Annotated in this window: 23 protein-coding genes and 1 pseudogene; 8 read left to right on the plus strand and 16 right to left on the minus strand. The window is 63.5% G+C overall.

The genetic code is table 11. From position 1 onward, the window contains the following. The first annotated feature begins 443 nt into the window (after positions 1-443). From KWO_RS18040 to KWO_RS18050, 3 genes are all read left to right on the plus strand, one after another. Positions 444-2,804 (plus strand): S9 family peptidase, encoded by a 2,361-nt coding sequence (locus KWO_RS18040; RefSeq protein ID WP_026113249.1) that lies wholly within the window; start codon positions 444-446, stop codon positions 2,802-2,804. A 309-nt stretch (positions 2,805-3,113) separates the two neighbouring features. After that, entirely contained in the window at positions 3,114-3,830 is a 717-nt protein-coding gene (locus KWO_RS18045; RefSeq protein WP_010381432.1) for an SH3 domain-containing protein, read from the plus strand. Continuing rightward, positions 3,827-4,402, plus strand: a complete 576-nt coding sequence (locus KWO_RS18050; RefSeq protein WP_010381431.1) for a hypothetical protein — start codon at positions 3,827-3,829, stop codon at positions 4,400-4,402. The genes KWO_RS18045 and KWO_RS18050 overlap by 4 nt, the downstream gene beginning before the upstream one ends. 427 nt (positions 4,403-4,829) lie before the next feature. Here the strand turns inward: KWO_RS18050 and KWO_RS18055 are convergent, their stop codons facing one another. The 16 genes and pseudogenes from KWO_RS18055 to KWO_RS18125 all read right to left on the minus strand — a co-directional run. Continuing rightward, positions 4,830-5,186 carry a nucleotidyltransferase family protein gene (locus tag KWO_RS18055; protein ID WP_010369721.1) on the minus strand — a complete coding sequence of 119 codons (357 nt, stop codon included), beginning with the start codon at positions 5,184-5,186 and terminating at the stop codon, positions 4,830-4,832. Continuing rightward, positions 5,173-5,637: a nucleotidyltransferase substrate binding protein gene (locus tag KWO_RS18060; protein WP_010381430.1), complete on the minus strand. Its 465-nt coding sequence runs from the start codon at positions 5,635-5,637 to the stop codon at positions 5,173-5,175. Before KWO_RS18060 ends, KWO_RS18055 begins: the two co-directional genes overlap by 14 nt. Further along, positions 5,634-5,846 carry a hypothetical protein gene (locus tag KWO_RS23605; RefSeq protein WP_369333298.1) on the minus strand — a complete coding sequence of 71 codons (213 nt, stop codon included), beginning with the start codon at positions 5,844-5,846 and terminating at the stop codon, positions 5,634-5,636. The genes KWO_RS18060 and KWO_RS23605 overlap by 4 nt, the downstream gene beginning before the upstream one ends. Further along, a complete protein-coding gene (locus KWO_RS18070; RefSeq protein WP_026112143.1) occupies positions 5,774-6,400 on the minus strand; it encodes a phytanoyl-CoA dioxygenase family protein in 627 nt (208 codons plus the stop codon). The genes KWO_RS23605 and KWO_RS18070 overlap by 73 nt, the downstream gene beginning before the upstream one ends. Continuing rightward, positions 6,387-7,673 carry an MFS transporter gene (locus KWO_RS18075; protein ID WP_010381429.1) on the minus strand — a complete coding sequence of 429 codons (1,287 nt, stop codon included), beginning with the start codon at positions 7,671-7,673 and terminating at the stop codon, positions 6,387-6,389. The genes KWO_RS18070 and KWO_RS18075 overlap by 14 nt, the downstream gene beginning before the upstream one ends. Beyond that, positions 7,660-8,343 (minus strand): ATP-binding cassette domain-containing protein, encoded by a 684-nt coding sequence (locus KWO_RS18080; protein ID WP_010369713.1) that lies wholly within the window; start codon positions 8,341-8,343, stop codon positions 7,660-7,662. Before KWO_RS18080 ends, KWO_RS18075 begins: the two co-directional genes overlap by 14 nt. Next, a complete protein-coding gene (locus KWO_RS18085) occupies positions 8,340-9,539 on the minus strand; it encodes a hypothetical protein (RefSeq protein WP_010369710.1) in 1,200 nt (399 codons plus the stop codon). The genes KWO_RS18080 and KWO_RS18085 overlap by 4 nt, the downstream gene beginning before the upstream one ends. Further along, entirely contained in the window at positions 9,526-10,377 is an 852-nt protein-coding gene (locus KWO_RS18090; RefSeq protein WP_010381428.1) for a hypothetical protein, read from the minus strand. The genes KWO_RS18085 and KWO_RS18090 overlap by 14 nt, the downstream gene beginning before the upstream one ends. A 4-nt stretch (positions 10,378-10,381) precedes the next feature. Continuing rightward, positions 10,382-11,083, minus strand: coding sequence for an MbnB/TglH/ChrH family RiPP precursor modification enzyme (locus KWO_RS18095; RefSeq protein WP_010381427.1), 702 nt, complete (start codon positions 11,081-11,083; stop codon positions 10,382-10,384). Positions 11,084-11,223: 140 nt separating this feature from the next. After that, the gene (locus KWO_RS18100; RefSeq protein ID WP_010369701.1) at positions 11,224-12,048 is read right to left on the minus strand and encodes a hypothetical protein; all 825 of its coding nucleotides are present in this window, start codon (positions 12,046-12,048) and stop codon (positions 11,224-11,226) included. Positions 12,049-12,101: 53 nt separating this feature from the next. After that, positions 12,102-12,236 carry a hypothetical protein gene (locus KWO_RS23310; protein WP_017112526.1) on the minus strand — a complete coding sequence of 45 codons (135 nt, stop codon included), beginning with the start codon at positions 12,234-12,236 and terminating at the stop codon, positions 12,102-12,104. A gap of 43 nt (positions 12,237-12,279) precedes the next feature. Then, entirely contained in the window at positions 12,280-14,628 is a 2,349-nt protein-coding gene (locus tag KWO_RS18105; protein WP_017112527.1) for a DUF4135 domain-containing protein, read from the minus strand. After that, positions 14,571-15,164: a hypothetical protein gene (locus KWO_RS22660; RefSeq protein ID WP_162471422.1), complete on the minus strand. Its 594-nt coding sequence runs from the start codon at positions 15,162-15,164 to the stop codon at positions 14,571-14,573. The genes KWO_RS18105 and KWO_RS22660 overlap by 58 nt, the downstream gene beginning before the upstream one ends. Beyond that, the gene (locus KWO_RS18115) at positions 15,139-15,930 is read right to left on the minus strand and encodes a TauD/TfdA dioxygenase family protein (protein WP_010381423.1); all 792 of its coding nucleotides are present in this window, start codon (positions 15,928-15,930) and stop codon (positions 15,139-15,141) included. The genes KWO_RS22660 and KWO_RS18115 overlap by 26 nt, the downstream gene beginning before the upstream one ends. Beyond that, positions 15,923-16,444 carry a GNAT family N-acetyltransferase gene (locus tag KWO_RS18120; protein WP_017112529.1) on the minus strand — a complete coding sequence of 174 codons (522 nt, stop codon included), beginning with the start codon at positions 16,442-16,444 and terminating at the stop codon, positions 15,923-15,925. Before KWO_RS18120 ends, KWO_RS18115 begins: the two co-directional genes overlap by 8 nt. A 178-nt stretch (positions 16,445-16,622) precedes the next feature. Beyond that, positions 16,623-16,759 (minus strand): annotated as a pseudogene (locus tag KWO_RS18125) (IS481 family transposase); the annotation flags it as partial. A gap of 205 nt (positions 16,760-16,964) precedes the next feature. Here KWO_RS18125 and hemF point away from each other — a divergent pair. The 5 genes from hemF (at position 16,965) to KWO_RS18155 (ending at position 22,459) form a co-directional block, all read left to right on the plus strand. Further along, complete coding sequence (gene hemF, locus KWO_RS18130) at positions 16,965-17,864, plus strand: oxygen-dependent coproporphyrinogen oxidase (RefSeq protein ID WP_010381422.1); 900 nt, start codon at positions 16,965-16,967, stop codon at positions 17,862-17,864. A gap of 445 nt (positions 17,865-18,309) precedes the next feature. Next, complete coding sequence (locus KWO_RS18140) at positions 18,310-19,011, plus strand: MtnX-like HAD-IB family phosphatase (protein ID WP_010381421.1); 702 nt, start codon at positions 18,310-18,312, stop codon at positions 19,009-19,011. Between the two features lie 41 nt (positions 19,012-19,052). Next, positions 19,053-20,456 (plus strand): aspartate aminotransferase family protein, encoded by a 1,404-nt coding sequence (locus KWO_RS18145; protein WP_010369672.1) that lies wholly within the window; start codon positions 19,053-19,055, stop codon positions 20,454-20,456. A gap of 27 nt (positions 20,457-20,483) precedes the next feature. Further along, complete coding sequence (locus KWO_RS18150; RefSeq protein WP_010369667.1) at positions 20,484-21,548, plus strand: GNAT family N-acetyltransferase; 1,065 nt, start codon at positions 20,484-20,486, stop codon at positions 21,546-21,548. Then, the gene (locus KWO_RS18155) at positions 21,545-22,459 is read left to right on the plus strand and encodes an arginase family protein (protein ID WP_010381420.1); all 915 of its coding nucleotides are present in this window, start codon (positions 21,545-21,547) and stop codon (positions 22,457-22,459) included. Before KWO_RS18150 ends, KWO_RS18155 begins: the two co-directional genes overlap by 4 nt. Positions 22,460-22,537 lie beyond the last annotated feature (78 nt).

Raw genomic sequence — 22,537 nt, forward strand, 5'->3', positions numbered from 1 at the left:
AGGTAGGCGACTGGCGCCATTGGTTGCCTGCGCAGCGGGCACACCTTCGCGGCGCTGCGATGCATAGATTCGTTTTCACTGTGGGTAATTGGCGTGACACCTTGCTGGTCGTGCGTTTTCCGGCATTTAGAGAAGATCTTTCCTCTTTTGCGTCTGTGCGTTCGCAGCAGCACGCGGTGCGCTTAGCATCGTCAGCACCGTGGAGTTGAAGTGTTCATTCTCTCGCTGTCGCAGCGCGCCTCGCTGATTGTGCCGATTGCTCTCACCTGCAGGCACAGGCCTTAATCAGCGCAAGAGATGGTCGCGCTCGCTCATGTCAAGCACGTGGTTTCTGCAGCACCGCACGCAGCCACGCACGCATGACCTGTGGCCCAAGCCCGCTGCGGAGGCGAACTGCTAGGCTTGCGCGCTCCCTTTGCGTCCAGCCGTGTCCGATGCCTAGCTTGTTGCCGTTGACCCTTCTGCTGCTGGCCACCGCTGTGCATGCGCAGTCTGCCGCCCCGCTCACCATCGAACAGGCGATGGCCGACCCGGACTGGATCGGGCCGTCGGTGGACCAGGCCTGGTGGCAATGGGACGGCAAACAGGTGCAATACCTGCTCAAGCGCGATGGCAGCCCGGTGCGCGACACCTATCGCCAGAGCACCGGCGGCGGCACCGCCGAACGTGTGGCCGACACGGCGCGCGCAGGCCTGGATGCGGCAAACCCCAGTTACGACGCGACCCGCCAGCGCATGCTGTTCGCACGTAATGGCGACATCTTCCTGCGCGATCTGCGCACCGGTGCGCTGACCCAGCTGACCCGCAGCAACGAGATCGAATCGTATCCGCAGTTCGCCAGCGATGGCGGTGCGATCTGGCGCGCGGGCAACAACTGGTACCACTGGCGCGCCGATGGCGGCACCGCGCAGGTGGCCGTGGTCAAGGCCGAGCGCGACCCCAACGCCCCCCCCAAGGCCGATGTACTGCGCGAACAGCAACTGGCCACGCTGGCCACCTTGCGCCGCGACAAGGAGCAACGCGACGCGCTGCGCACGCAGGAAGACGCCTGGCGCCGTGCCGACACCACGCGTGCGGCAGCGCCGGTGTATCTGGGCGATGAGGTGGAGATCGTCGACAGCGCATTGTCGCCGGACGGCCGCCATTTGCTGGTGGTCACCCAGGCCAAGAACGCCGACGAGGGCCAGGCCGGCAAGATGCCCAAATACGTGACCGAATCCGGTTACGAAGAATTCCAGGAAGTACGCACCCGCGTCGGCCGCAATGCACCGGCGGCGCACGCGCTGTGGCTGGTGGATGTCACCTCGGGCACGGCTAAAACGCTGTCTTTCGACCCACTGCCGGGCATTGCCACCGACCCACTGGCCGCATTGCGCAAGGCCGCCAAGCGCGAAGCCCTCAAGGGCAACCGCGCGGTCCGTGTGGAAAGCGATGGCGACGGTAGCGGGCCGGCAGTGCACTGGAGCGATGACGGCCGCAACGTGGCGGTGGAAATTCGTGCGGTGGACAACAAGGACCGCTGGATCGCCAGCGTGGACCTGGACAAGGCCAGGCTGCAGCCGCGTCACCGCCTGAGCGATAGCGCCTGGATCAGCTGGGACTTCAATGATTTCGGCTGGCTGCCCGACAACCGCACGCTATGGCTGCTGTCGGAAGAATCCGGCTATTCGCAGCTGTACACCGTGGAAGGCAACGGCAAACCGCGCCAGCGCACCCGCGGTCAATGGGAAGTGTCGATGCCGGTGCCCAGCGCCGATGGCAGCGGCATGTTCTTCATGTGCAACCAGAAATGGCCAGGCGATTACGAGGTCTGCAAGCTCGACCTGCGCAGCGATCAGCTCACCGAAGTCACCGCATTGAACGGCGTGGAAGGCTTCAGCCTGTCGCCGAACGGGCAGCAGTTGCTGGTGCGCTATTCCGGTAGCTATCTGCCGACGCAACTGGCGGTGGTGCCGGCCACCGGTAGCCAGGCCACCGTGCTCACCGACACGCGCACGCCCGCATTCAAGGCGCAGCCGTGGATTGCGCCGCAGTACGTGCAAGTTCCGTCCAAACACGGTGCCGGCACGGTGTGGGGCAAGTATTACGGGCCGACCAATCCAGAGCCGGGCAAGCAATATCCGATCGTGATGTTCGTGCACGGCGCCGGGTATCTGCAGAATGTCTCCGAGCGCTACACGCCGTATTTCCGTGAGCAGATGTTCCACAACCTGCTGGTGCAGCAGGGCTATATCGTGCTGGATCTGGACTACCGCGCCTCCGAAGGCTACGGCCGCGATTGGCGCACCGCGATCTATCGCAACATGGGCCACCCGGAGCTGGAAGATTATCTGGACGGGCTGGACTGGCTGGTCGCCACCAAGCAGGGCGATCGCGCACGCGCCGGCATCTATGGCGGCTCGTACGGCGGCTTCATGACCTACATGGCGCTGTTCCGCAGCCCGGGCACCTTCAAGGCCGGTGCGGCGCTGCGTCCGGTCGGTGACTGGATGCAGTACAACCACGAATACACCTCCAACATCCTCAACACGCCCGAGCTGGATCCGGAGGCCTATAAGAGCTCTTCGCCGATCAACTACGCCGAGGGCTTGCGCGACCATCTGCTGATCGCGCACGGCATGATCGACGACAACGTGTTCTTCAAGGACTCGGTCGACATGACCCAGAAGTTGATGGAGCTACATAAGGACAACTGGCAGATAGCGCCGTACCCGTTGGAACGCCACGGCTTTACGCGTGCCGATTCGTGGCTGGACGAGTACAAGCGCATCCTCAAGCTGTTCAATGAGCAAGTGAAGCCTTGAACCTGGTGAAACTGTTCGTGTCCGTTCGTAGATGGAAGCGAACGACACGCGCAGTGCTCGGGCCTTGCGCGTGTCCATGGCCACGGCTGCGCGATCACGGACAGCGTAAGCAGCAGCACGGCACGCAAGCCAACGCACGCGCTTGGTTGCCCTGCACTCACCTGGTGCTACGCAAGTGGCTCTAAGCTTGGTGCAGGACCGGTAACGCGCCATCGCCACGCGTGAGGCGCTGCATCGGTCCGCCGCATGACCGGTGCGCCGCCGGCATGGCGGCGCTTCCACTCACCACTGGCGCAGGGAAGGAACGCGATGGGCCTGTGGGACCGTTTGTTTGGACGCAAGAACGCTGCGGCAAACACGCCGCGCACAGAACCGACGGCAGCACCTGTCGCTGCCGGAGACGAGCCGGAGGCGGCGGCTGAAATCGACCCCGCACTGCAAGCAGCGCTGACCGCGTTTCAGCGGGGCGACCATGTGGGTGCCTATAACGCTGCGCAGGCGCAGCTTCACCTTGGCGCAGACGCGCAGCGCCCGTGCGCGCTGTCGTTGAGTGCATTGGACCGCTATCGCGAGGCCTACCCCTACTGGCTGGCGCTGTACGCGCTGGAGCCCACCGCCCACAACGCACTACAGCTGGCGACCACCTCGGTGATGTGCAACGAGATCGACCGTGGTGAGCAATGGTTGCTGACGTTCGACGATCTCAACGCGCAGGAGCGATCGACCTCGCCCGCCACCGCACGCACCAGCTTCCTCACCGCACTCAACCGTGCCGGCCACGGCGCGCATGCGCTGCCGCACCTGGAATGGTTGCGCGAAGCCTATGCCGGCATGTCGATTACCGACAGCCACTTCCTGTACGTGCGCGGGCTACCGTTTCTTGAAGCCTTTCTGGAGCGCAGCACACCGCTGTTGCGCGAATGCCTGCCAGCCGATGCAGTGCCTGCGTGGTACGCGCAACTGCAACCTGCGCTAGATCCCCCCGGCCAGGCGATGGTGGCTGCCCACATCGCATCGCTGCAATGAGCACCATGCAACCAACATCGGCAAAGCAGCGTGGCGGCTTCGTGACCTCGTTGGCGTGGGTCTCGTTGTTACTGGGGGTGGCCAGCGTGCTGGCCAATCTGGTGCAGATCGCAATCATCGCGCTGACGCCGGGTGCAGCATCGTTGGGACTGCCCGAAGGCATCACCCTGCCCCACTCCTGGCAATGGCTAATCGATCATGCGATGTCGCTCTCTGTCGCCGGCATGGTGCTCTCGGCTGCCTTCTCCTGGTTGAGTTGGGCACTGCTACAGCGGCGCGAGTGGGCAAGAGTCGGCTTCGTTGCGGTGCTGATGGTGACCGGGCTGCTTAATTTCGGCGGGCTGGCGTTGATCGGGCCGTTGTTCGACGGCGTACAAACGCTGTTGCCTGCCGATGTGCTGCAAAGCCCGGAGTGGCCACAAATGCAGGCGCGCCTGCAGGCGACCCGCCAGGCAGCGTTGCTATTGACCGGCCTGGGCGCCTTGGCGATCGGCTGCGTGCATGCAGCGCTGGCATGGCGGCTATGCACTCCCGCAGTATGTGCGGAGTTTGCGTCGTCGCGCTCGGACTAAGCGTTCGCTTAGGTTTGATCTACTCGTCGGACGGCTTCGACAGCGTGCAGTTAGGTGTCCGAAGACCTCTGAACTATGACTGGATTAATTTTGCGGAGGCTGAAAGCTTAGCCCCGAGTTCGCGGCAACGGTCCTGTACTTGGATGTAGATGCGTTTCGAGTGAACAGTCGCGGATAAATTTGGCGGAGCTATTGGAAGACATAAAGCTTGATGAGATGCGTCGCACGCTGTTTGCTAACCGCTGTTAAAAGCACCTGACGCACGAGTCGGTGACGCGTATCTCAACGTATTGCGGTGAGCCGCCAGCTCGCTCGCGATGCCTGTGCGAGCGAGCGCCGTGGACGCCGACCTGCGGCGCCTTGCCGGCTTTTTCGAACCGTTCATCGCCCTGCTCAGCGCAGGCGGTCCACAAGGAACGCCGCGCGCTCATCGCTCAGGCGCGCGAACGAAGACAGGAACCGCATAGCGCGCGATCTGGTGCGCTAGGTTGAATGCTGGCTGCGCCGTGACCGGAGGGGTCCGCGTCCGACGCAGCGTTAGGTCGATCTTCCACGGCAAGCCCAGATCGGCCAGCGCCTCGCCAAGCCGCGCCAGACCAATAAAGTCGAGTGTGCTGGAGGTTACGCACAGATCAATATCGGAATTGGGCCGGTTCGTTCCGCGTGCGCGCGATCCGTACAGGCATACCTCTTCCACCGTGACGCATTGGGCGAAGACCACGCCCATGCACTGCCAGTGCGCAGCGGCCCCGCCGCCTGGCGCCGGGGCGTCAACGTCGCTCATCGCGAAACGCCTTGAGGCGTGCGGCGAGCGATTCGAGCAGCGGCAGATGGCGCTGGACGATGGCGTAGGCAAGCTCGCGTGCAATGACGCCATGGTGCGACTTCGCCGCCAGCGCTCTGCACGCACACATCTCCATCCACAGCTCTCCGTCGCCGACGACACCTCGCGCGAAGGCCTCGCGGAATGTGTCCCGCGGTCCATGCAAATCGATCAGACCCTGCCAGCGCAGGTACTCGTTGAGCGCATGCCATGCCATGTCATAGCAGATCTCGAACACCTTGATGAGGCCTTGGTCGGCGAGGTTGCCCGCCCCGAAGCTCGCTTCACCGATCTGAGTGCGCGCCCACACGAGCGTGCACGCGAACTTGTCGGCACGCTGCTCCCAGCGTGCGGGACAATCGACTGGATCGGCCGCATCGACCGGTTCGGGCAATGCGCTGAGATCGGTCATAGCAGTTCGCGAGCAAGGCGCGAGCGCCAACCGGCCACGGCGGCCGTGTCAGCCCGTTCTACTTCCGGTGGAAAGACGCGACGCTTGTGCGCGAAATAGACCTCGCGCAGGTCCCCTTCTTCCGAGGCGTTGTAAGTCAGGAAGAAGGCGCGGCGGTGGGACCGGCTTCTATTGGGGCTGGACTGGTGAGGCAGAAACGCGCTGAACACGACCGCGTCGCCGGGCAACAGGTAGAGCGCCTCCCACGAAATGGAGCATGCATCCACCAACTGACCGTGCGAATGGGGAAGCAGGGTGCGAACTCGCAATCGACCTGCAGCGCTCCATTTTTCGCCGTTGTTTCGTCCACCGCGACCATTACAGAGACCGCCTCTTGCGTCAGCAGGCGCCAAGCAGGCGCGTCCTGATGCGGCGCGTAGCCCCCGCCGCCCGCCGGCTTGAGGTTGAGCTTTTCCTTGAATAGCACATACGGCCGCCCGAAGGCGGCAAAGACCGCGTCATGCATCGCCGGGTTGTCAAAAACTGCTGGCGCCTCGGGGCAATGCTCAAGAAACGCCTCGACCCGATTGAGAAGACGCGTGCCCCAGCGTCCGCGCTCGAAATACTTCATCCAGCGACCGGCGATTTCCGGTGCGGCTTCGAGGAAATCGGCCAGCACTCGCAATCGGTCGAGGGCCGCGCCCGAAAATGCCGGTCGCAGCACGATATAGCCGTGGCGCTGGAACGCCGAGGCATACTGGATGTGCTTCTTAAGGAAATGCACGGGGTTGCTCGCGAAGGTCGCTCGCCCCGAACGCAGCCGGGTAGCGGACGAGGTAGTAGTCATGCGCGTCCAGCAGAGGGCGCGCCAACAGCTCGCGAACCCCCTGCGCGAAGTACAGCGCCATGCTGCAACACCCGACGATCCCGGCGGCCGTGGCTGCAGCCACGCAGGCGGACGTGTGCTGCAGCAGCCATCCGACGCCGCCGAGCCCGACCGGCACGGCCGCTTGGCTCAACCACTTGCCCCAACTTGAGAGCCGTGCCCGGAACGCCGCCGGTGTCGCCGCGCTCCGATACGCCGCGCACCGTACGTTATGCAGCCCGGTCCCCACGCCGCACACGAACGAACCGACCGCCAGCGTCCCCGCAGATGAACATACTGCGTAGAGGCCAATGCCCGCGCCGATGAGCGCAACGCTGCCGACAGCCGCTGACAAGGATGAAACCGAACCACGCCGACGCGGCGTCAGGCGGCTGCCTGCCCATAGTCCGATGGCCATGGCGGCGCTGAACGCGCCCACATACCACGCGGGCTGCCGTTGCTCATGGAGAACGAGAACGGGCACTGTCAGGGAGACAAACGGAATGACGCACCCGTTGATGACCGCGCCGATCACGTTCCAGTCCCGCTCTGCCGGAATGCGAATCGACAGCCGCACCCCCGCAGTCACACTGGTGAACCAGCCATCGCGCACCCCACCCGGCAACGCCGCCTCGGGGGCACGGATCGAGGCGGTCAACAGCAGCGTAACCACGAGCATCGCCGCGTTGACCGCGAGGGCCAGCGACAATGGGATCCAAGTCGCGCCGAATCCGGCGAGCAGCGGCGCCAGCAGAAAGACGAGGGCCTGTGAGGCGGTAATCGCCGCAAAAGCCTCCCCAAGGCGTTCGCACTGCACTAGCGACGGAATGATGCTGCCGGACACGGCCGTCATCAGGCTCACGCCCAACGCAAGCGAGCCGACAATGAGCTCGGTGACCAGCGGGCGGTAGTGCCCATCCCACGTCGCAGCCCAAAGCGCGATCACGCCTGCAAGCGACCAAAGGTCCGCGGCGAGGGCACAGGCCTTGCGCGACCAGCGATCAGCCAGCGACGCGAAGATGGGGAGGCTGACCAGCCCACACAACGAAAAAATAAGCGCCAACCGCGTAAAGTCGGCCTTGGACCCGGTGCGTGCCAGCAGCCACCACGACAGACTCAGGAAGCTGCAGCGACCGCCGAGGATGGCGAGGAACTGCCCGGTCCGAAAGCGGACGAAGTCAGGCGAAGGCAAGCGCGTGTGCCTCAGGGCGCAATAGGTCGTGCGGCGCCTGCCCAATGTGCCATAAGGTGGCCTCAGTGGCCTCGACGAACGCCGGCTGATGACAGGTCATCAGGACTGTCCCTACGCGGGATGCATCATGGATCAGCTCGACGAGCGCGTCGGCGGTTATTTGGTCGAGTCCGTTAAACGGTTCGTCCAGCACGAGCAGTGGGCGCTCGATCAGCAACGCAGCCAGATGCATGAATTTCTTGCGGGTGCCGAGCGACGCCTCGCCGAACGTTGTGCCGAGGTAGGGTTCGACGTTGAGGCGGTGGACGAGGTGTGTAAATCGCGCGCCGCCCACGGCCTCGCCCTGTCCGTGCGCGCGCGCTACCAGGCGTGCGTACTCTTCTCCCGTCACGAAGGGGTAAAACGTAGCCGCATCTGGGACGAAGGCCAAGTTGCGGCGCGCGTCGATGAAATTGCGTTTCAAATCGTGTCCGGCAATGGAGATCCGGCCGCGATACGGAATGATGCCGCACACGGCGCCCAACAAGGTCGATTTGCCTGCACCATTAGGGCCTGCGATGACGTGACAGCCGGTCGGAAACGCGTGTGTCAGCTCATCAAAGATCTTCGTCCGCCCGTACGAGATCGTCAGTTCAGTCAAGGACAGTGGAAGCATGGTCATCGCGCTCATACGGACGCCACCCAGGAGGTGGCAACTACGATAGAAATGGAGAACAGCAATCCGGCGGCGATCGTGTGCCTGGGCCACGCGCGGTAGGCGACGTACTGGAACGCGCTGAGCAGCATCGCACAGACCGCCACCAGCGCTCCATAGCGCAGCCCGCTGCGGGCCGCAACCAGGGACAACAGAACGCCGACGAACAGTAACGCCGGACCTTCCACCGCCACGATCGCCTGGAGCACCCGCACCGGACGCGCGATCGGCAGCGGCGCGAGAACACCCGCATAAGCCCGTTGGTGCCCCGTCAGCGTGCCGAAACCGAGCCCGAGAACACCCGTCGCGAGTGCCGCATAGGCGGCGGCTAATCCGACCGCGCGGGAAGGTGTCCCGTCGGACTGGGCAACCAGCAGGGCAACAAATACCCCAAGCGCGGCGACCAGTGCCAGCGTAAGGCGGTAGGCCCCATGCCTACCGCGGTACAGGCCAATCCAATACAGGGCCGTCAGAGTGGTGCGCCGCCATGCGGCGAGTCCGCCTGTCGCGCAGCGCTTGGCTTGACGTGGCCGAAAATCGCGGGGCAACGGCGGGCAGCTCCCGAGCCAGGCGACGGCGGCGATGATAACGGTCGCCGCAAGCATCCTTGCGCCAGGTCTTGCGTCCCCGCACGCAAGAACGGCCGCGCCGACGCTGATCGCCGCAACGGCGTAACGCGCACGCAGTATCGCCAACTGCACGGTGAGTGCGATCGCGCTTACCGCCAGCATGGCCACGCCGCGTTCGACCATATTCATGGGGTATGGCGCGGTCCCTGCAGCAACCGCGAGCAGCACAGTCCAAGGGGTCGACACCGACGCAAGAAACAGCGCGTCGCGGAGCAACACCTGGAGCCGCCGCAGGGGCAGGCTGTTCATGATCGCGGCCGCCGCTACAGAGCCCACGGCACCACGCTGGAGCGCCGCCCAGAGCGCCAGCACGAGGACATACCCGACCGCGCTGGCCCCGGCCGCGGAGTTCCGGGCGAAGACCTGCTGTAGAGGGGCCAGCACGACCGCCTTGAAGGCGGGCAAGCCCGGCAGCGCAAGCAAGGCGATCACCAGCAGGACCTGCTTGTACCGCGTCACGCGCTCCTTGAGCTCGACGCGATAGTGGCGCAGGGCCAACCCCAGCAGATCAAAGGTGGACAGCGAGCGGCTATGCGGGCGCATAGGCCGCCGCCGCTTGAACACGTCCCACCACCGCCTCGGCCCGGACGAACGCCCGGTCCAGAATGTCGCGTCCGCGCGCGTCGAACATCGCGCAGTTCGTACGCATGGCTTGGCCCAAGGCATGGATGATGCGGATCACCCGCACCGTCGAGCGATGGTAAACCGGACACGCCTCCAGCTGCCCGGTGGCCTCGCGGTAAAGCAGCATCTCGACGGCAACGATATAGCTGTGAAACGCCAGGTAGATCGGGAAGCAGGTGCCGCCCATCACGAAGGGCAAGCCGGTTTCGACCTGCACGTCCTTGCGATCCTGTGCCATGTGGGGGTCAAGAGTGTCATCGACGAAAAGCAGCATATGCACGAGCTGGTGGACAAGCAGCTCGTGGAAATCCAGTTCGTCGAAATCGTCCTTGAAGTTGAAGTTCGCGACGCCGATGGTGTCTTCGGTGGTGCCGTTGGTGTATTCGCTCAGTTGGTTGACGACGATCAACCGGACACAGAAGTCCGCCATTTGGCGCAGCCGAGGTGCCTTGTCGGAGAGCGTCTGCAATGCCCGGTCGAAGTAGCCGTTCGCCAGCCGCTCGCGCAGCAACGACGAGTTCTCAGCAAAGAAACGCTTCTTCTGCTCCGCGAACCGAGGCGCGTAAGGCTTCAGGCCTTCGAAATCGACGAGTCGCGGGCCCACCCAATCGATCGCTGCCTCTATGATCGAGTGGGCCTGCAAAAATTGGTTGAAGCCGGCGACAGCCGTCGTATCGTCTAATCGTTGAGCGTGCAGTGCCCCTGCGCGACGCAGTAGCAGGCTTGTGACAACTTCCTCCCCAAACAGGTAGTACATGGCGTCAAGCAGCGGCGACAGTCAGCGCTAGCGGCTTCCGCAACCCATGTCGGGCCAGGATGCCGCGGGCAATATCGAGCTCGGCCAGCGTGTCGCTGAACAAGCCGAAATTGGAGTCGCGCTCGATGATAACGGCCGCCGGCCGGATGTGCCGACACACCTGATCGAACAGCTCCCACACTTCGCGCCAAACATCCGTGGCATGCGTGTCGACCATCATGCCGAACTTGCGTGACCCGCCGGCTAGATGCACCTCGATGATGCGGTCGAGCGGCAGCTGCTCCAAATAGGTCATCGGATCGAAGTGGTGGTTCGACGCGTTAATGTAGAGGTTGTTCACATCAAGGAGCAGGCCACAGCCTGTCGCCTCGCACAGCATGCGCAGGAAATCCGCCTCGGGGATGCTCGAACCCGGGATTGGATAGTAAGAAGTGATGTTCTCGACGAGAAACGGCCGGTCGCTGAACGCCTGAACTGCCCGGATCTTCGCAACGGTGCGCTCAAGGGCCTCGTTCGACAACTGCATCGGCATCAGATGCCCGAGCTCGACCCCGTCCTCGGCAGTGAGCGAGAGGTGGTCGCTGAACCACTCGTGGGGCGTGGCGGAAAGTGCGTGAGCAAGGTTTGCGCAATAGGTCTCCGGCATCTCATTAGACGAGCCAAGCGAGAGATCGAGTCCGTGCAGCGAAACCGGCAGGCGTGACATTAGTATCTCAAGCACGGATCGTCGTTCTGGATGAACACTTTCTCGGTCGTGACCTCGAGAATGTCCAGCGACCCCGTATTGGCGAGTAGCTCCTCACGGAGCTGACTCTTGTAGTTCACACCGACCATTGTCGACATGGTTCAGCCCTCGTGCATGGCGTCGGGGATGCAAGGCGCAAGGACGCCTGCGGTTAGCAACGACGCAACTAGCGTCGACAAATGAGGGTGCCGGTTGAGGAGTTCGGCATGCGAGTAGCGGCCGTCAAACAACCCGAGCGACTTTTCCACGGCAGAACCCAACTTGAGAGTCCCGACGCCGCCGCGCTTCCAGTTCTTGAAAAATAGAATGCGCTCCGGACCTTTGACGATCGCATCCAGTACCGCATTGCGCGTCATGCCGGAGGTGACGGCTTTCACGAGACCCGCGACGTTTACCATGAACCCGACGATCTGCGAAGCCGGATGCAGTAGCAGTAAGCCTCGCTCAGGCGATTCGTGAAGTGTGTAGCGGCTGGCGGTGGCCGCGGCGGCTGCAACTCCGTTGCGGGTGACGTCATATTCGACCAGCGTGACATGCGGATCGTCCGCCGGCAGCGCCTTAATGACGAAACGCCCGAAAGCCACCGACTCGAGCAGCGGATTCTTGGGTGTCTGCGCCTTGGTCGCGATGGACGCGAGATAATCATCCCAATAGCACGACAGCTCGTACTCAGAGAATAATCGCGACGTTACCGTTAGAGCGTCGAGGATATTGTCCAGACGCCGCTTGCGCAACATGAGTACCGAGGCCCGGAATACGGCGCCATGCGACTCCAAGAACACGTTCAAAGCCGCGTGGGTATCAGGTGCCAGCACTACGCCGAATTCGGCGGGGCAGCCCCCGCGAAGTACGTGTAGCGCAGCGTGCGGGTTTACCACTAGCCGAGCCAGCGCAGCCTGGACGGTCATATGCGTTACCATCTTCATCGTTTGCGCCAGAGGCGGCCTACGACGCGCGCAGGCCGCCGAGTCCCGCCTGATTACGGGCAGGTCACAGTATTGCAGAGGCAATCCACCGGAGCGGTGGCTTCCTCGATCACTTCGATTTCGAAAGCGACGTCGTTCTGCTGGCTGTTCATTTCACGCTCCATGTTCTCGTTGATAAAAAACGTCACCTCTTCAACTTATGCAAAGCGGCGCTCCTTGTGCTTGCGTGTGCTAGAAAATAAAAGCACCTAGCAATTCCTTTTTAGCACGCACCTGCGTCAGCCGCAAGACAACTCCAGCGATGCCGCGAGCGGCATCGACAAAAAGTGGGCGGTTGAGAATCGAATCCTCACAGGCATCCAGCCACGCTTGCGCGCAGGTCAGGTAGGCGGAGGTGATCTCGTCGGCGAGTGCGTCGCCGCTGGCGCTTCGTTCACGGGCACAGCGCGCGGCACCCAACAGCGCGCCTAGTCCGTACTGCGATCCGAGCGTCGTTGCCGACACCAAGGATCGCAGTTGAGCGATCTCGTGCCAGAGTGTGGTCGAGTCCGATTCATCGCCCGCGTCGAGCAGTAGGCGCAGCCGAACCAATCGATCGTGGACGGTGTCCGCCTTGAGATCGCGGGCCCGGATCGTTTGTGACACATGTGCGAGCGCATGCCAGTTCCCAACCGCGCGCGCCGCACGCGCAGTGGCGAGAACCATCGCCCAAGGGCTGGCCCACATGACCGACGGCGCTGCGACATCGCGATCGATGAGCCGGGCGAGTTGCGGGGAGCAGACGAATGCGTGCAGACGCGCCTCGATGAGTTCTGCCAAGGCCGGTGCGGGATCAAGTTCGAACGCGGCGGTTAGACCGATCAGCGTGCCTGCAGGCATTGGCCCAATCGTACGGGCGTCCGGCGCGGCGCGCAGGCGTGCGAGCAGCTCATCCTGCAGGCGGCTCCGGCCAGTCCTCATCCCGCACCCCACGGCAAACGCCAGTACGCCGGCGCACCCGTCGAGTCCTTCGACAGGCAGCGACGCGGCGATTGCGACGGCGTCCGATTCCGTGGCACGCCGGAACCGCGCTAAGGTCCGCTGTGCGGATACGACCCCGCTTGCCTCGGCCGCTGCGTAGGCCGCCGCCATTCCGCTGCGTCCTGTGAATGCGCCCCAGTGCATGCGGGTCAGCACCAGCGCACCCCCGCGGCTTGAGGTGGCGGTGATCCAGTCCGGCGCGTCTTCACCCGACAGCCGCATGTCGATGCAAGCGATGGCGCGCGCCAGCAGAGTGCACGGCGCACCTGGCGAACGCATTTCAGGCGATGTGAATGCTACCGCCCTAGCATTGCGCGCGCCGGCGGCAAACGCCTGCTCGGCCAGGGTCAACTGCGCAGCGACCGTAGCCGACGATAGACCGGTATCGAGCAGGGTGCGCACGCGTTCGACGCCGCTGACGCTCGCTGGACCGCTCGGTGCGCGACTGCGATCTGGACGATGTGACCGCTGGCTCTCAATGGGGGTGACGACGTGGCGCGGTATGACACCGCGGCACAGGCAGTCGCGCTCGTCCGCCGGATCCACACCAGGCACGGGCTTCAGCGCCGTGGCGAGAAACCTGTCTTCCGCATCCCCCGACAACACTGCGCACGGCGCTGTTGATTCCTCGAGGCACTTGACGTACTCGCTCGTGTTGCGCAGTACGATCCTGGTCTCCAGGTCATTGAGCCGTACGGTATCCGCAAACGAGAGAAGACCGGACCCGACCGACTGCAGTCGTGCAAACGCCCGCCCCATGCCGCGCAGAAACGGCGCGCAATAGCCGTACGGATTAATAGATGCGCCCGCGATTCGAGGCACGTTCGTCGACTGTGGAACTGGGCGTCGCTCGCGGCGCAAAGTGAGCGCTCCGGTTGGCGTCTCGGCGATCTGCCACGTCTGGTAGTAGTGCGCGCCTTGCTGGCCGCCGGCGAAGCCGCTGACATCCATGCCACCAAACGCCCCCAGCGCGAAGCGCGTCATGGGAAGGATCGCAGTCGCCGTGATTGGCGGATACTGCGGCTCTTGCCCGTCCCGGTCCGCTGCCGGCGTAAACAGGCATTCGAGGTCGACGAATACCGGTGAGGCCCTGCGGGCGACCACGTTGCCAGCGTGGCAATCGCGGCCCTCGAGCACAAACACTAACGCGGTCAGCCAACCGAGCCGCTCGTAGTACGCCTCAACCTCTTCGGCGTTCGCGCAGTCGCTTGGGTCGCAGTACTCCATCCAGCCGTACGCGCCGCAATCCAGGAACCAGGGCGCGTGGACGGTCGGGTCGCCCGGCTGGGCTAGTGCGGCAGCCATGTCGTAGAAGGCCTTGTCCACGCCGATAGAGCGCGGCTTGTAGACGACGTCCCACGTCCGAGAGTGCGCCGCATCACTTAGCTGGACCCACCCCACCCAGCCTGACCGATGGCGGTCCCCGAGCGGGACGACTCGGGTGATGACCTGCGGACGCCCCCCGGCACAGCACCTGGCGGCAAGTTCGTCCATGTCGGAGGTTAATCGCAGGCATAATGCCCGCACCTCCACCAGCAACGCGTCGCGCATCGCGCCCATGCGTTCGCCGAGCCGTGAATAGCGACGCGCGCGGTGGCGACGACCAATGCACGTTGCGCGCTGGTCAAATGCGACACACGAGCGTCAAGTCCGAGGCGTCCATCGAGCTTAAGGTGGTTGAACGCCGCCGCCCATCCACGAGCCCACAGCCGATGGAGCGGCCGGGTGTGGACCTCATCGACAAGGGTCATGACCGCGCCGGCGCCCCAGCGCAGCGGCGCTCCGTCTAGGAGTACCGATACGCGCTCTTGTAGGCATTCAATCTCGGCGCCGAATGCCTGCTCGGCAATACCGGCAAGCGGATCTTCATATGACGCCGGGGCCGGCGGGGCATCCCCCGGCCAATCCGCTTCGGGAACCACAGACCGCCACGCGAGATCGACCACAGATGCGTCGGTCGGAAACGGCGCAGGCTCGACCTGGCTCGCGCGCCGCGGCCATTCGATCTCATCGAGTTGGCGCAGCGCTTGAGTCAGTGAAGCGGACGCGTCAGACCCGGGCTCGACCGTCTCAGTCGGCACAGGCAAAAGACGCACGATAGAGCCTGCGTGGCTGGTCCGCGGGAAACGCGGTCCGGCCGTGAACCCAACGAAAATTGTCGATGAAAAGAACGTCACCGGACTCAAGTCGGAGCCGTACTTGGTTTGCCGGGCGATGGCACCAGTCCAGCAGTTCGGCCAAGACATTGAGGACTTCGCTGTCGGCTTGGATTTCCATCGCGATGCTGGGAAGCGCGCAGCCAAGACGGGGCCCGTCGATCAAGAGCGGGCGCTGGATCAACCCCATAGCACCGACCAACGTCAGCGCATCGCGAGCGAAGCAGGCCGGCGGGAGAGTGAACCGACGCCCGTCGAGATAGGTGCCCAGCGGTGCGAGCGTCGTGATCCCGCCGTCGGCGGATGGCACATCGCAGTACAGGCTGATCACCGGCGGCGGTGTTGCACGGTGCGCATCGTCGGAATGCATCGGCTGCCCGATCGAGGAGCTCGCGTAGTACTTCCGGTTCGGGGTCACCGCGATCGTGCTATATCCCGCCCCGAGGGAGTCCGGAAGCGCAAGGCCCAGAATCGAGACCTGCTGCGCCAGCGACGCCTCGAAATCCACTCCGGGCGTCTTCGCGACGCATGCCCCGTCATGGACAAGCGCCTCACGGATATTGCGTCGGACGTCGAGCAGCGAACTGACGGGGCCGAACACCGGCACGCTCGTCACGCTCGGGCATGCTTCGACGTAAGCGGCGTCGTTCGCCAGCAACGCGTAGCGGGCGAAGAATTCGCGATGCAACGCAGACACGTCAGTCAAAGTGCTTGACGATGACATATTCGTCGATCATCCCTGTCTTCAGACGAACCGCGTTCTTTCGGACGCCTTCCACCGAAAAACCGGCGGAAAGCGCGACTACAAGCATGCGTACGTTGTTGCTCATGACGACCGCTTCCAGTCGTTTGATCACGCCTTGCTTGCCGACTTGTTCCGTAAAGAGATCGAGGATTGCGCGCCCCGTACCCCCCCGGTAGCCGGAATGCACGGCGCCACTTAAGACCATCACGTGGGCTTTTCGTTGCAGCGCCACTACGTCGCCTTTGACATAACCTACTACGTGCCCTGCCGCGTTCCACAAGAGCAGCAGCATCGCGCCCGATACCGCGTGGATTCGGCGTATGGCGTCCTCGCACCGCGCGACGCTGGCCGCGCGCTCGCCAGGCTCGAAGAGCATGAAGCCTGTCTCGTCATCCAGCGCTTGCAGAAACGCCAGCCAGGCGGCCGCGTCTTCAAGTCTCGACGCGCGTAGGGAAATCGCCTTTCGCGCCAGCACCTGAGCAGGCGCTGTGACTTGTACTTTTGCATCCATGCCAACCACGTTCTATCTCGCCGCCGATCAGACGTCGCAAGAGCCTAACCCGCCCAGTCACCTCTTTTCAACGTTCGCGTGCGTCCGAGGCATGCCCAATCCCTGTGCTCTCCTTCCCGCATTATGATGTGTAGTCACGGCATTATATGATATGGATCGGATCCACCTTGAATCGCTCGGTTCGGATGTCCATTGCTTGCGGATGAATTCGTACGGTGTCAGACCCTTCAGGACTTTGAGCCTGTGACCGTAGTTGTAGGCGTCGATGAAGTTGGCCAGCCATTCGAGGAAAAGAGTGCACCATCAAAGGCTGGGTTCAAACATCTGTCGAGTCTCGCCTTTGCTTGGATGCAGCCAAAGGCTGATCAGTCGAGGTCACGGTGCCCTCGCCGCTCGCGGTCTACGCGGAGCACTGCATCGCCCTGCGACAAACTAGCGCGTTTGGCCCGCTGCACTGAGCGCTATGCAACGCTAGAATCGCGCCATGAACGAATTCGACCATGTACGCGATTTTCTGACCGACCTGCAGGACCGGATCTGCGCTGCTGTGGAAGATGCCGACGGGAAGGCGCGGTTCGCCGAGGATCTTTGGAAGCGCGAGGAGGGCGGTGGTGGCCGTACCCGCATCCTGCGCGACGGCGCCGTATTCGAGCAGGCCGGCATCGGCTTTTCCGATGTGTCCGGCACACGCTTGCCACCGTCGGCCAGTGCGCACCGGCCCGAGCTTGCCGGTGCCACCTGGCGTGCGTGCGGTGTGTCGCTGGTGTTTCATCCGCATAATCCGTACATCCCGACCACGCACATGAATGTGCGCTACTTCCGCGCCGAGCACGATGGCGAGGTGGTGGCCGCCTGGTTTGGTGGCGGCTTCGACCTGACTCCGTTCTATCCCTTCGATGAAGACGTGCAGCACTGGCACCGCGTTGCGCAGGCGCTGTGCGAGCCGTTTGGCGAAGAACGCTATGCCGCGCACAAGCGTTGGTGCGACGAATATTTTTTCCTGCGTCACCGCAACGAGACGCGCGGCGTGGGCGGGCTGTTTTTCGACGACCTGGGCAAGGAGTTCGAACGCGATTTCGCCTATCAGCAAGCAGTGGGCAATGGCTTCCTGGATGCCTACATGCCAATCGTGCAGCGTCGCAAGGCCACACCCTACGGCGAGCGCGAACGCGAGTTTCAGCTGTACCGCCGCGGGCGCTATGTGGAGTTCAATCTGGTCTACGACCGCGGCACCCTGTTTGGATTGCAGAGCGGTGGGCGCGCCGAGAGCATCCTGATGAGTTTGCCGCCGCGGGTGCGCTGGGAGTATGGCTTTACGCCAGAGCCAGGCAGTGCCGAAGCGCGCCTGGCCGATTACCTGGTCCCACGCGACTGGCTGGGTTGATCCCAACGCCGCTGTAAGGCGTGGCGTCCTTGCGGACGTCCACGCAGTAAGCGATGGCAATAGCGGACACGTTGCAGCGCGCGTCGCGAGCAAATGCGCTGCCTGCTGACGACTTGATCAACCGTGTCTCACCAATGCGCCACGTCGCCTAGCGCCAGCGCGACGCACGCACGGATCGCACGACGCCACGGCGCACTGCTCCTTGGCAGAAGGCACGCGCCGACCAGTGCAAGCATCGGCGCCGAGTGCCCGTCAACCTCGCGCAAGCCTACCGTCACAGCACCGCAGCCGATGCATCGGCTGCCAGCACGCCCCAACCGCTGCTGAAGCCAATCAGGCAGCGCGCAGTTGATGCGCGTTGTGGAAAGGCGGCCGAAAGGTCGCTTGCCTACCGTGGCACCCATCCTGTGCCGCTGTCGGTGTCTGCATGTCCTCTTCCGCTGGAGTGTCCTGGAGCGTTCTGTGCGATTTCGATGGGACCATCGGAGTGCAGGACGTGATCGACAGCTTGCTGGAGCGCTTTGGCCTGCCAGGATGGGAGGTGCTGGAGGCGCGCTGGCAAGCGGGATTGATCGGCTCGGCCGAGTGCATGCGTGGTCAGGTCGCACTGTTGGACATGAGCGCGCTGCAGTTGCAGCAGCACCTGGACGGATTGCAGATCGACCCGGCGTTTGCGCGCTTTGCCGCAGCAGTCGCCGCACGCGGCTTGCCGCTGCAGATCGTCAGCGACGGTCTGGATCATCCGATCCAACTGCTGCTGGCGCGCCATGCGCTCGAGCATTTGCCGGTGGTCGCCAACCGCCTGTGCATTACTGAGCATCCGCGGCAATGGACGTTGCAATCGCCCTATCAAGCGCAGGGTTGCAACGCCGGCACCTGCAAATGCGCGCAAATCCACCGCGCGCGCGAACGACCGCAGCAGCGCGTGCTGCTGATCGGCGACGGCACCTCGGATTTTTGCGGCGCGAGCCGCGCCGACTACGTCTTTGCAAAACATCGCCTGATCGACCACTGCCGGCTACGCGGCATCGCGCATAGCCCCATCGGCGATTTCAACGATGCATTGGTACTGCTGCCCGCTCTGCTGGACGGCAGCCTTGTCGCTGGGCGGACCGTTTTCACCAACGCCGCCGTGCCGTGCATCTGAGCAACACCTTTCCTGCCATTTCCCGATCAACGGACCCTGCAATGAATCTGCTGCGTACTCCTGAACTGGCGCTCGACAACGACGCCCAACTGCTCGCCGACGAGGCGCGCTACAGCTCCTTCGGCGACACCGTGCACTACGTCGACCCGCCGAAGATCTTTCATCGCTGCGCCGGCAGCTACATGTTCGATGCCGCCGAGGTGCCCTATCTGGACCTGCAGATGTGGTACTCGGCGTGCAACTTCGGCTATGCCAACCAACGGTTGAACAACGCCCTCAAGCACCAGATCGACACGCTCCCGCAGGTGGCCAGCCAGTACCTGCACCCGACCCGCATCCAGTTGGCCAAGACCATTGCGCAGGACGTCAAGGGCAAGTTCGGGCTGGACGGCCGCGTGCATTTCAACGTGGGCGGCGCGCAGGCGATCGAGGATTCGCTGAAGCTGGTGCGCAATGCACGCAACGGCAAGAGCCTGATGTTCGCGTTCGAGGGCGGCTACCACGGCCGCACGCTCGGCGCCTCGTCCATCACCTCCAGCTACCGCTACCGCCGCCGTTTTGGCCACTTCGGCGAACGCGCGATGTTCATTCCGTTTCCGTACCCGTTCCGGCGTCCCAAGGGCATGACCCCGGAAGAATATTCGGACCATTGTGTGCATCAGTTCGCGCGCCTGTTCGAGACCGAATACAACGGCGTGTGGGACCCCAAAGTCGGTCAGGCCGAATACGCCGCGTTCTATGTCGAGCCGATTCAAGGCACCGGCGGCTACGTGATTCCGCCGCCGAACTTCTTCCGCGATCTGAAGAAGGTGCTGGATCAGTACGGCATCTTGATGGTGGTCGATGAAATCCAGATGGGGTTCTGGCGCACCGGCAAGCTGTGGTCGATCGAGCACTTCGGCGTGACCCCGGACGTCCTGGTCTTCGGCAAGGCGCTGACCAACGGCCTCAATCCGCTTTCGGGTTTGTGGGCACGCGAGGAACTGATCAATCCCACTGTCTTTCCGCCCGGCTCCACCCACTCGACCTTCAACTCCAATCCCTTGGGCACCTCGCTGGGACTGGAAGTGATCCGCATGGGCTATGAGATGGACTACGCGCGCACCGTGCCGTTGAAGGGCGCGCATTTTCTTGCCGGCCTGCGCGATCTGCAGCAACGCCATCCGGAGATCGGCGATGTGGACGGCCTGGGGTTGGCGCTGCGCGCAGAGATTTGCCAGGCCGATGGCTTCACGCCCAACAGGGCGCTGCTCGATCGCATGGTCGACATCGGCCTGGCCGGCGACTTGCGCCATCAGGGCAAACCGATTGGCTTGGTGCTCGACGTCGGCGGTTGGTACAAAAACGTCATCACGCTGGCACCTTCGCTGGACATCACCTATGAAGAGATCGACTTGGCGATCTCCTTGCTCGATCAACTGCTGAGCAAGGCCAAGGCCAGCTGAGGCGAAGAGATCCCTCACGGAGGCCGCATGCAGTACTGCACCCAACTCGAACCCGAGGCGCTCTTGCGCGGCTTCATTGCTCATCCGCCGCACGGCTTCCAGGCCGAGCGGTTGGAGAGCGGACTGCCGCTGTTCCGCACCCACTTGAATCTGCTCACCACTGCCGACCAGGCGTTGCGCAACAAGGTCGCTGCCTTGCCTGGGTATCGGTATTGGCAGCGCTGGCTGCAGTGGCAGGCCTGTTTCATCGGCTCCACCGTCACCGAATACACCCCGCTGCCGATGACCGCGAGCATCGATGCGTTGGCCGACGAGGTGCTGGCTCAGGCGCATAGAGCGCCGCTGCTGATCGTGAAGGATCTGCCGTACGAATCACCGCTATTGGACCTGCAAAGCAATCAGCGCGCTGCCGCGTTCGCGCAAGCCTTAGCCGAACGTGGTTTCGTGCTGATGCAAGGCATGTCGCTGGCGTGGGTGCCGATCGATTTCGACAGCGAGGACGACTATCTCGCACGGCTGTCCTCTGGCCGGCGACGCAACATCCGTCGCAAGCTGCGCTCGCGCCAGGTGCTACGCGTGGAGACGCTGCCAACCGGCGCAGACTGCTTCGACGATGCATCGGTGTGCGCGCAGTTCTATGCGCTGTACCGCAATGTCTACGCCCAGAGCCAGATGCACTTCGACCTACTGGAGGCGCATTTCCTTTCCACGCTGCTGCGCGATGCGGCCAGCGGCGGCTGCGTGTTCGCCTACTATCACCAGGATGCGCTGATCGGATGGAACCTCTGCTACGAACACGCCGGCATGTTGGTGGACAAGTTCATCGGCTTTGCCTACCCGCAGGCGCGCGCGCACAACCTCTATGCGGTCAGTTGGATGCACAATCTTGCATACGCCCGCCGTGCCGGCCTGAGTCATTACGTGGCCGGTTGGGATGATCCGGAGGTCAAACGCGAACTCGGCGCGCACCTAAGTCCGATGCGGCACGCGGTGTATCCGCGCAATGCATTGCTGCGGATGCTGGTACGCCGGCACGTGCATCGCTTCGAGAGCCCGGTCGAGGATATGCCGCAGATCGAGGCGCTGGGATGACCACACCTCTGGTGCTGGACCTGGACGGCTCGGCCAACACAACGCCTTATGCCCGCATCGTGCCGCTGCAGCATTGGCAAGAGCGTGTGCGCCTTGGCTGCAGGCACGCGACGCTGCGTCAGTTCGCGCAGGAACTGCAGCCGGCCCTGGCGATCTCGCATGGAACCGTGTTGCTGGGCAGCGGCGACTTCCATCATCTGAGCTGGCCGTTGATTCAACGGGTAGCCGAGCGCAGTAGCCAACCGCTGCAAGTGGTGGTGCTGGACAACCATCCGGACAACATGCGTTACCCCTTCGGCGTGCATTGCGGCTCCTGGGTGCACGAGGTCGCCGCGCTGCCGCAGGTTGCGCGCATGCATATGGTGGGCATGTGTTCGAGCGATGTCAGCAGCAAGCATTGCCTGGAGCATCATCTGTCGCCGTTGCGCCAGGGCAAGCTGCATTACTGGTGCCTGGGCGTGGACACACGCTGGGCGCGCCTGCTCGGCTGTGCGGATGCCGTGCATTGTTTCGAGGAAACCGATGCGCTCCTGGCGGCCTTCGCTGCGCGCGCGGATGCCGCATTGCCCGTCTATCTCTCCATCGACAAAGACGTCTTTGCAGAACACGTGGTGCGCACCAACTGGGATCAGGGACGTTTCAACGTGACCGCACTGCTCCGCTTCATGGATGCGCTCACTGGTCCACTGCTTGGCAGCGACATCACCGGCGAGATTTCGCACTATCGCTACCGCAGCCGCTTCAAACGTCTGCTGTCGGCGCTCGACGGGCAGCGCCCGCCGGATCCAGCACAACTGCAGTTCTGGCAGGCCGGCCAGAATGCATTCAACCGCCGCCTGCTCGCCCTGCTCGACGCCTATCCCCGGCTGGCCGCCTCCTCGGCGTCGCCGGTGCGATCCACGCAGCGATAGCGGAACCACGCCTACCTGGCGTGCATCGCACTGCGGGCATGCTGCGCTGAAGATCCACATGCGTGCGCGTGCACCGGC

This window comes from Xanthomonas vasicola pv. musacearum NCPPB 4379, assembly GCF_000277895.2.
Classification (GTDB): domain Bacteria; phylum Pseudomonadota; class Gammaproteobacteria; order Xanthomonadales; family Xanthomonadaceae; genus Xanthomonas; species Xanthomonas vasicola.